At 72.0% G+C, this 8048-nt stretch carries 9 protein-coding genes; 7 read left to right on the top strand and 2 right to left on the bottom strand.

Going from position 1 to position 8048, the window contains the following annotated elements:
• Window positions 1-84 precede the first annotated feature (84 nt).
• The 4 genes from ligD (at window position 85) to TR46_RS24135 (ending at window position 2566) form a co-directional block, all read left to right on the top strand.
• A complete protein-coding gene (gene ligD, locus TR46_RS24120) occupies window positions 85-1047 on the top strand; it encodes a non-homologous end-joining DNA ligase (protein WP_042404766.1) in 963 nt (320 codons plus the stop codon).
• Between the two features lie 127 nt (window positions 1048-1174).
• Entirely contained in the window at window positions 1175-1729 is a 555-nt protein-coding gene (locus TR46_RS24125; RefSeq protein ID WP_042404768.1) for an AbiV family abortive infection protein, read from the top strand.
• Between the two features lie 100 nt (window positions 1730-1829).
• A complete protein-coding gene (locus tag TR46_RS24130; protein WP_042404770.1) occupies window positions 1830-2285 on the top strand; it encodes a hypothetical protein in 456 nt (151 codons plus the stop codon).
• Window positions 2282-2566 carry a hypothetical protein gene (locus tag TR46_RS24135; RefSeq protein ID WP_042404772.1) on the top strand — a complete coding sequence of 95 codons (285 nt, stop codon included), beginning with the start codon at window positions 2282-2284 and terminating at the stop codon, window positions 2564-2566. Before TR46_RS24130 ends, TR46_RS24135 begins: the two co-directional genes overlap by 4 nt.
• A 1-nt stretch (window position 2567) precedes the next feature.
• On the opposite strand, the gene TR46_RS24140 is transcribed toward TR46_RS24135, so the two are convergent.
• Window positions 2568-3260 (bottom strand): hypothetical protein, encoded by a 693-nt coding sequence (locus TR46_RS24140; protein WP_042404773.1) that lies wholly within the window; start codon window positions 3258-3260, stop codon window positions 2568-2570.
• 86 nt (window positions 3261-3346) lie between these two features.
• Between TR46_RS24140 and TR46_RS24145 the strand changes: the two genes are divergently transcribed.
• The 3 genes from TR46_RS24145 (at window position 3347) to mobF (ending at window position 6985) form a co-directional block, all read left to right on the top strand.
• Window positions 3347-3643: a hypothetical protein gene (locus TR46_RS24145; RefSeq protein WP_042404776.1), complete on the top strand. Its 297-nt coding sequence runs from the start codon at window positions 3347-3349 to the stop codon at window positions 3641-3643.
• Between the two features lie 2 nt (window positions 3644-3645).
• Window positions 3646-4113, top strand: coding sequence for a hypothetical protein (locus TR46_RS24150; RefSeq protein ID WP_042404777.1), 468 nt, complete (start codon window positions 3646-3648; stop codon window positions 4111-4113).
• A gap of 175 nt (window positions 4114-4288) precedes the next feature.
• Complete coding sequence (gene mobF, locus TR46_RS24155; protein ID WP_084718878.1) at window positions 4289-6985, top strand: MobF family relaxase; 2697 nt, start codon at window positions 4289-4291, stop codon at window positions 6983-6985.
• Between the two features lie 311 nt (window positions 6986-7296).
• On the opposite strand, the gene TR46_RS24160 is transcribed toward mobF, so the two are convergent.
• Window positions 7297-7926: a hypothetical protein gene (locus tag TR46_RS24160; protein ID WP_042404781.1), complete on the bottom strand. Its 630-nt coding sequence runs from the start codon at window positions 7924-7926 to the stop codon at window positions 7297-7299.
• Window positions 7927-8048 lie beyond the last annotated feature (122 nt).

Genomic DNA, 8048 nt, shown 5'->3' on the forward strand with positions numbered 1-8048 from the left:
AGCGGCAGCGGTCCGCTTGGTCGCCCGGCACGCGTAGGCGACGCCCAGCATGCCCGGCTACCCGGCCGCGCTGACGATGGTTATATGCCCCGTGATGCCGTTGTCCGCCTTCCCCAGGTCCAGCCGATGCTGGCCACGACCGGGACGTTGCCGGCGCGGATAGAGGAATGGGCCTTGGAGATCAAGTACGACGGGGCGCGGACCATCTGCTACCTGGACGGATCAGGGCTGAAGCTGCTGACGCGTAACGGCAACGACGTCACAGACCGGTACCCGGAGCTGGCGGAGCTCAAGGACTTGCTGGGCGGGAGGACCGCGATCCTGGACGGCGAGGTCATCGCGCCCGACGCCGCGGGTCGGCCCTCGTTCTCCCGACTGCAGGAGCGGATGATGCTCACCCGCGCCCAGACCATCCGCACGGTGGCCGCCAAGGTCCCGGTGAACCTGATGCTGTTCGACCTGCTCTGGCTGGACGGCCGGTCCACCATCGGCGCCGACGGGCTGACGTATCGCGGCCGCCGCGAGCTGCTGGAGTCGCTGCCGCTGGACGGCACCCGCGTCCTGGTCCCGCCCGCCTGGCCCGGAACCGCAGCCGAGGAAGCAGTGGACTTCACCCGCGATCTCGGACTGGAAGGCGTCATCGCCAAGCGCCTGATGTCCCCCTACATCCAGGGCCGACGGTCCCGCGATTGGATCAAGTACAAGCATGTGAAGTCCCTCGATGTCACCGTCGTCGGCTGGGTACCGACCGGCAACACCGTCAAGGCGCTGCTGATGGCCGTGCCCGAAGGCAAAGGGCTGCGCTACGTGGGCGCGGTCGGCACAGGCTTCTCCGACGCCGAACGCCGCGCCCTGGCCGCGCTGCTGGAACGCCTCGCTGTGCCCGACTCGCCGCTGACTTCCGGCCGGGCGCCGGACCGCGGGCAGCCGGTGCGCTGGGTCAGGCCCGAGATCCATGGCGAGGTTGAGTTCCTGGAGTTCACGCAGTCCTCCGAGCTGCTGCGCCACCCGGTATGGAAGGGCCTACGCGGTCCTTGGAGGGAGTAGCCGGTTGCGACTGGGGACACGTCCGAGATGCATGTCCTCAGGTTCAGAGCCACGGTGGAAGGCACGAGCGTGGCCCGCTCGGGCACGGAGCCCAGTGCGGCATCTGATCACCAGCTAGGAGGTCCAGGTGGCGAACGACCGTCTTCCCGAGCCGGGCGAAGCTGTCGTCGGTCTCAAGCTCGCTGCGGACACTGCGCGCAGGCTTCTGGACGGCGCGCAGCTACTCGCGGCCGGCCAGCACTACGGACCGGCTAGGTCGCTCGCGGTACTGGCGTTTGAGGAGTCGGTGAAGGCCCGTACGCTCGCGCACATGGCGGATCCGGGGGAAGACGGGGTCATTTTCTCTGAGGACGTGCTCAAAAAGATCATCTTCAGCGGTCATGTGGAGCGGCACGACACCGGGTTCTACCAGCAGATGGTCTCGCAATACCCGGCCGCCCTGTTCGCTGCGCTCGCTGGCCTGAAGGTTGAGGCTGATGACGTCAAGGCGGTGGCCGAGTGGAGCGCTCTGAAGGACTCGGCCAACGCCGACAAGATGGCTGGCTTCTACACGGACTTCTACCCGTCTACGTCGAAGTGGAGGGCGCCGGCCGAAGTCAGTCAGGCCGAGTTCGAGATGACCTACAAGCTGGCCAAGGAATTTCAGGACGCCACCGAGGGCACCATCAAGAACTTCGGGTGACCGTTCCACGGTGGAACAACGGTCCCCATCTTCTGGGGAGCTCCCAGGACACGGCGACCAGGGCCCCGGCACTGGATTCGAACACGGGTACTGTTCGGCCATGACCCCCGTCGAACTGCGCGACCTGCTCGTTTCCCAGCTGCCCAGCACCCCGGGGGTCGCCCGCGCGGAGGTCTGGCAGGGGCGCCCGTACGGGCTCGGTGTACAGCTGGACGGACATCAGAACTGGGTCTGCTGGATGGTCACCGGTGCCTCCAACGTTGCACCCGCCGCCAGCGGCCAGGAGCAGCCCGAACTGGTCGGGGTCCCCGACCTAACTGCCACGAAGCCCTCGCTGGCCACGGTGGAGCAGGCACTGCTGGCCGCCGCGGTCACCGCACCCGGGGTACTGCGCGTGGACCGCTACAGCACCCGCCCCACGCCGACCGCCGTCGGGGCCGGCGCGACCGTCGACTTTGCCGACGGCTGGCGGCTGTTCTTGTCGGTGGTCGGCACCACCACGAGCCTGGACCCGAAGGAGCGGCTGCGCCAGGTCACTGCGGACAGTGCCCTGTGAGCAGTCCGGCCGACCCGGAACTGCGGGACGCGGTGGAATTCGCGCCGCCGGGGGAGGGGGACCCGAAGCCGCAGGTCCTGGTCTACGCCACCGGGCACAAGCCGGTGGTGCGGGTGCGGGTCGCTGGCCACTGGAGGACCGCAGTCGTCCGCGAGCGGCACGACTACGGCCACGGGCGCACGGCCTACCGGGTCATCCTCGATCCCGGCACCGGAACCCACGTCGTGCGCACCTACTGGTGGTCGCCAGGGATGCAGACTCTGCTGACCCCGCCGAAGTGAATCACCCAGTGCCGCTTGCTGTCGGCGACGCGGCCGACACGCTCACGGTGTCGTAGCGCCAGGAGTCGTGTTCGAGCCCGTCGCCTGGCATGGCCGTCTGGAGGTGCTTCTGGATCCCGCGCACGTGGACCGGTTCACGCTGGCCGTTGACAAGGGTGAACACGGGGTGGATCTCCGCGACCGCCAGAGTGCCGGGCAGGTCCGGATCGGTCCACACGGTGTTCAGGGCGTGGGCCAGGCGACGGAGCAGGAGGCGGATCGAGTCGGGATGGAAGTTCACCTTCGGCGGGAGGTAGGACGCACCGTGGCCGGCGAAGTTCCGCAGCTCCACGTAGCGGTCGGGATTGTGGGGCAGGGGAGCGCAGGTGCCGCCATGGTCTCTCAGGTAGCGCACACCCTTCGTGAGGACTGACGAAGCACCGATGTGTCCGGGCTTTTCGACGGCGACGCGTGCGCCCGTGACCGCCCGACCGAGTAGCTCGGTGGCGTCCAGGGCCAGGAAGAGCGCGGCGAGGTGGTACCCCTCTGCGAAGTTCAGCCCTGAGGCTTGCACGAACTCACGCATGGTTCCGCACACGTAGGACGCCTTGCACACGTAGGGACTCAGCCCGGTTGCCTTGGCGGCCGCGTCCCACTGCGCGATCTCTTCGGTGAGCGCTACGGCGTGGTCGTCGAGCAAGTGGCGGTGGTCCATGCGGACACGCTCCGGCTGGAGTCGGGACAGGGCAAGAACAGCGACCAGTGTGCTCCGATGTCGAGCGACGCACTAATATCGAATACATGTTCGATCAGTCCATCCTTTCCCGTCCGACACCGCTGCGCCAGGCCCCCGCGGTGCTGCTGCACCCCGTTGATCCGCCGGACGCGGACGCGGTGTGGTCGACGTCGGCCCGCACTGTGCTGCTGGCGGTGCGCGGCGGTGGCTGGACGGTGGCCCGGGTGCTGGCGTGGACGTGGAATCCGACCGGCAAGCCGGTGGTGTGGCGGTGCGCGGTGGACCTGGGCGGCACGGTGGGCTGGTTCGGCTACGACGCCCGGTGGCTGCGCCCGGTGCCCTGCTCCGTGCCCGGGGACTGACCGTGGCACGGGGCCGCGGCCGGGACGGGCACCCGGTCGCGTTGATCACCCTCCCGGACGGCCAGCAGATCTACGGATCGGTCCTGGCCCGCTCGCGCAGCTGGGACGGCGCCTGGTGGTACACGGTGCGCATCACGCTGACGGGTCGCGAGCAGCGGCCCGGCGTCCCGGACCGGTCGCAGCCGTTCGAGGTCGACTTCGAGGCCCGGCATCCGGACGTGGTCCCGGTGGAGGGACAGGACTACAGCCAGCTGCCCGGGGCCCGGCGCCCTCCCGGGCTGTTGGCGGTGCCCAGCCGCACGGCTCACCGGCGGGCCGGGCTGGAGATCCACCGGGAGGGCTGCTGGACCATCGCGTCGCGGCCCAACGGCATGGAGCGGGTCACCCAGGAGCAGGCGGAGGTCCTGGTCGGCGATGGCGAGGCGCGGCTGTGCACGGTGTGCCTGACCCGTGAGACGCGGACACCATGACCGCGAAGCCGGCCTCAAGCTGCGGAGAATTCCGCGACGCGAAACGCTGCACTACTCATTTCGCCCACCGTTCCGGGGCGTGGAACTCTGCACTGCCTGTCCCTTCGGCAGTGGCTGTCGGGGGTTGACGCTCGCCCCTCGGTCCGGTTCTGCGGCCTGGGCGAGCGCGCCTGGTATGCGCACCGACCCCCGGGCCGGGGGAGTGGCGGCGATGGCGTGGATCACGACGATCAGGAACGGGCGTCAGGTGCGGTACTGGGTGCGCGGGGACGTGGGGTGCGCCCACGGTCTGCTCGGGCGCCAGGCGGTGTGGGCCGGGGCCGGAGTGGACCAGGTCGGCCTGGTCGCCGGGACGCCGGTCGACCCGGAGGCGGCGAAGGAACTGCTCTACGGCCGCCACCCGATCACCGGGCAGGTGCTGCGGCGCCCGAAGCTGGTGGCGCACAAGGACGCGAAGGTCGACGCCACCGCGTTCGTGAAGGCGCTGAGCGAGCTGGCCGCCGGCCGCGGCTCCGAGCCGGTCGGACTACTGCGCTCGCAGCGCAGTCGGGACCGGTGGACTCGCCTGACCAACGCCTTGGGGCGGACGAAGCCCGATCCGCTGGTGCCGATCAAGGATTTGGAGCGGTTGGCCAAGGACGCCCGGCTGTTCCTGGAGGGCCTGTATCCGCCGGAGGCGCTCGTGTTCGCGCGGGCGAACCGCGACAAGAAGGAGTCGGTCAGCGTCCTGGGGCAGGGGCTGACGGTGAACTTCCCCAAGTCGCTGTCGGCGCTGGCGGCGCTGGCTCCGCCGCCGATGGCGGCCGTGATCGCGCAGGAGATGCGGCAGGTCGCGTTCGAGGTCGTCGAAGCCACAGAGACGTTCGCCGGCTACGGCCTGGTCGGCGGGCAGGGCAAGGGCCACCTCGCGCGGCACGTCCCGGGCCTGGGGCTGCTCGCGGTGGTCAACCCCCACGCCCAGGCCCGTCCCACCCGTGGCCATCCGGGCGATCCCTCGCTGCACCTGCACATCACTCTGGTCAACGCGATCCCGCTGCCGGGGGGCCGGTGGGGGGCGTTCGGCAGTAGCGGGCAGGACCTGCGTCGGCACATCGCCGTCCTGGGCGAGCTGGCCAAGGCCCGGCTGCGCACCCGTCTGCACGACCGGCTCGGGCTGACCTTCGAGCGCGACCGCACCACGGGGGAGTGGGAAGTCGTCGGCGTCCCCAGGGGACTGTGCGCGTTGTGGTCGCGGCGCAGTCGGGCGTTGCGCAAGGCGGCCGGGCCCGGGGCGAGCGCGGCCAAGCGGCGGGTGGTCGCGGCCCGCCTGGCGCAGAGCGAGCGCGGCCGCCGATGGGATCCGGTGCTGCTGCTGGACAGCTGGCGCCGCGAGGCGGACCTGGTCGTCGGCGACGTCGACCGGATGCTCGCCGACACCGCCCCCGGGCCGCCGCGCTCGATCGCGGTCCCGCCGACCGCGGCCGAGGTCCTGGCGCGGATGCGGCTGCCGCGCCGGGCAGCGGTGCGCCGCAAGGGAGTGGAGCGCCGCGAGGTCCTGGCCGCCGTCCTCGCCGCCTTCCCCGACAGCCTGCGCTCCCTGGCCCACGCGCAGCAGATCTGCGACCAGGTGATGGCCGCGGCCTTCACCTCGCTGCCCGGACGCTCGCTGACCAGCTGGGTCGACACCGAGCGCTACCGCGTCCCCAAGGCCCTGGTCGCCACCTCCCGCCAGCCGGTCGGCTGGAGCGACCCGACCTCACCGGACGTGCCCATACCCGGCAGCGCGGCTGACCGGGCCCGGGAGCAGGACCAGGCGCAGCAGCTGCTGCCGCTCCAGGTCCCCGTACCGCTTTCGCAGATCCGCCGCCCGGTCCCCGTGCCCCGCCCGGACGGCAGCGATCACTACCAGGCGGAGCTGGACCTCGAACTGGACAGCGGCGCCGAAGCAGCGGCCGACCTGTTCGGCGAGCAGCTGACCATCGACGTGGCCGACGGCCCGCCGGTGCGCGAACGCGCTCACGGCCTGACCGGCGACCAGGACCTGGCCGCCCTGCTCGCCGCCGCCGAAGCCGACCTCCAGCGCGCCCAGGCCGAAGCCGACGCCTACGATCAGGCCACCGGGCTCCTGCTCGCCGCCCTCGCCGACGGCCGCGGCCAGGCCGTCACCGTGCTGCGCCGCCGGCGGCTGTGCCTGGCTGCCGTGGCGGCGCTGGCCTCCCACGCCACCGAACTGCTGGACCGGGCCCGCGAGGATCGCAGCGACGCCGCGAAGGCGAGGCAGCGTGCCGCCCGGCTGCGCGAGCTCGCGGGCCGGCTGCGGATGCCCAAGGACGGGAAGCCGGAGGCCGCCGGCCTCATCCGCGAGGACCAGGGTGACGGCGACGGACCGGACCGGCCGGTCTCGCGCAAGCAGGTGCTCGCGCACGCGAAGCTCCTGGAGGACAGCGCTGTCGACCTGGAGGCGACGGCGGACAGCAGCCGGGCGGAGGCCCCGGAGCTGATGCGGCGGGCGGAGCAGCTGGCGGCCACCGAGCACGCCACGGTGGAGGCCGCCGACCACGCCCAGCACCTCACCGCCCGGCAGATCCGGGACCAGAACGACGCCGCCCTGGCGGCCGACACCGCGAGCACCACCGGGCAGCGGGAGCCCGGCGCCCTGCAGCACCGCGCGAAGGTCGACGTGGCGCGCGGCGCGGTGAAGGCGGTGCGCGCGGAGCTGGAGCTGCGCGCGCGGATGCCCGCCGATCAGCGCGCCCGGGAGGAGGAGGTCCGCGCGCAGGCGCAGTCCGAGAAGCGCGCGGTGAAGCAGGCCGCGGCGGACAAGCGCGCGGCGGCACAGCAGCAGCAGCAGCGGCAGAACGGGGGCCAGAACCGCAGCGGAGGGGTGCGCTGAACCCGCCGGTGCGCACCGACCGAACCAAGCCCGCACCCGCACCGCCCGACCCTCTGTCCATGACTTGACCTGCGGATTCACCGAACCCCTTCCAGCCGGGCGGAAGGGGTTCGCAGACCCGCCGGAAGGGGTCGGTGCTGCCTTGGTGCGATGGACCGCGCCCGATGGTGCGCCTCGGTGCGCACGGCGGTGCGATGGTGCGCGCGGTGCGCTGTGATGTTCACCACCGATCGCACCATGCGCGTGGCCGGCGCACCGACCGCGCGCGGAGGACCGCGTGACCGGGTTCTTCGGCGCGCGCGGCGCGGTGCTCAGGCGCGCGGTGCGTGCAGCCGGGCGGTGAACCCGGCGATGTGGGCGCGCAGCGCGCGCTCACCTTCGGCGCGCTCGGCTTCGGTGGTGGCGCGGCGCGCGCAGCCCTCGCTGACCGTCACCTCCACCGAGCGTCGGCGTTGCGGGCCGGGGAGCTCGTGGTGGATCCAGTGCCAGCCGTGGCGGCAGAACCGTTCGACCTGACCGGGGACGTAGCCGTTCTGCTCCAGCAGTGCGTCGATCACGTCCAGTCCCATCGCCTCGCCCGGGTACCGCACCGTCCCCGCCGCGCAGGCCGGACAGCCGCTCCCGCCGCATGCCTCGATCCGCACCTCCCACCGCGAGACGGGGAACCGCGGCGCCCCGCGCTCCTGCCGGTAGACGAAGCCCTCCCGCGCCAGCCGCTCCACGTCGACCAGGCCCGCCGCCGCCAGGGTGCGCAGCGCCCGGCGCACCGACGCCCGCTGACCCTCGCTCGCGCTCTCCACCGAGAACACCGCCGCCGCCAGCTCCCGCACCGCCACCCACCCGGGCAGCCCCGTCACCGCGCTGCGCCCGCCCGGCTCGCTTGCCAGGTGGGCCAGCACCCCGCTGCACCCGCCCCAGACCGTGCGACACACCTTCAGCATCCCAAGGTGTTCCAGGACTCGGCTACGAGCGCTTAGAAGCCCGTAGGGGGCGCTTGCCCACGGCGCGGGAGGGGACCAAGCCCACCAGGGTCTCGGCTACGAGCGCTTGGACGCAGTAGACC

This window comes from Streptacidiphilus carbonis, assembly GCF_000787775.1.
Classification (GTDB): Bacteria; Actinomycetota; Actinomycetes; order Streptomycetales; family Streptomycetaceae; genus Streptacidiphilus; species Streptacidiphilus carbonis.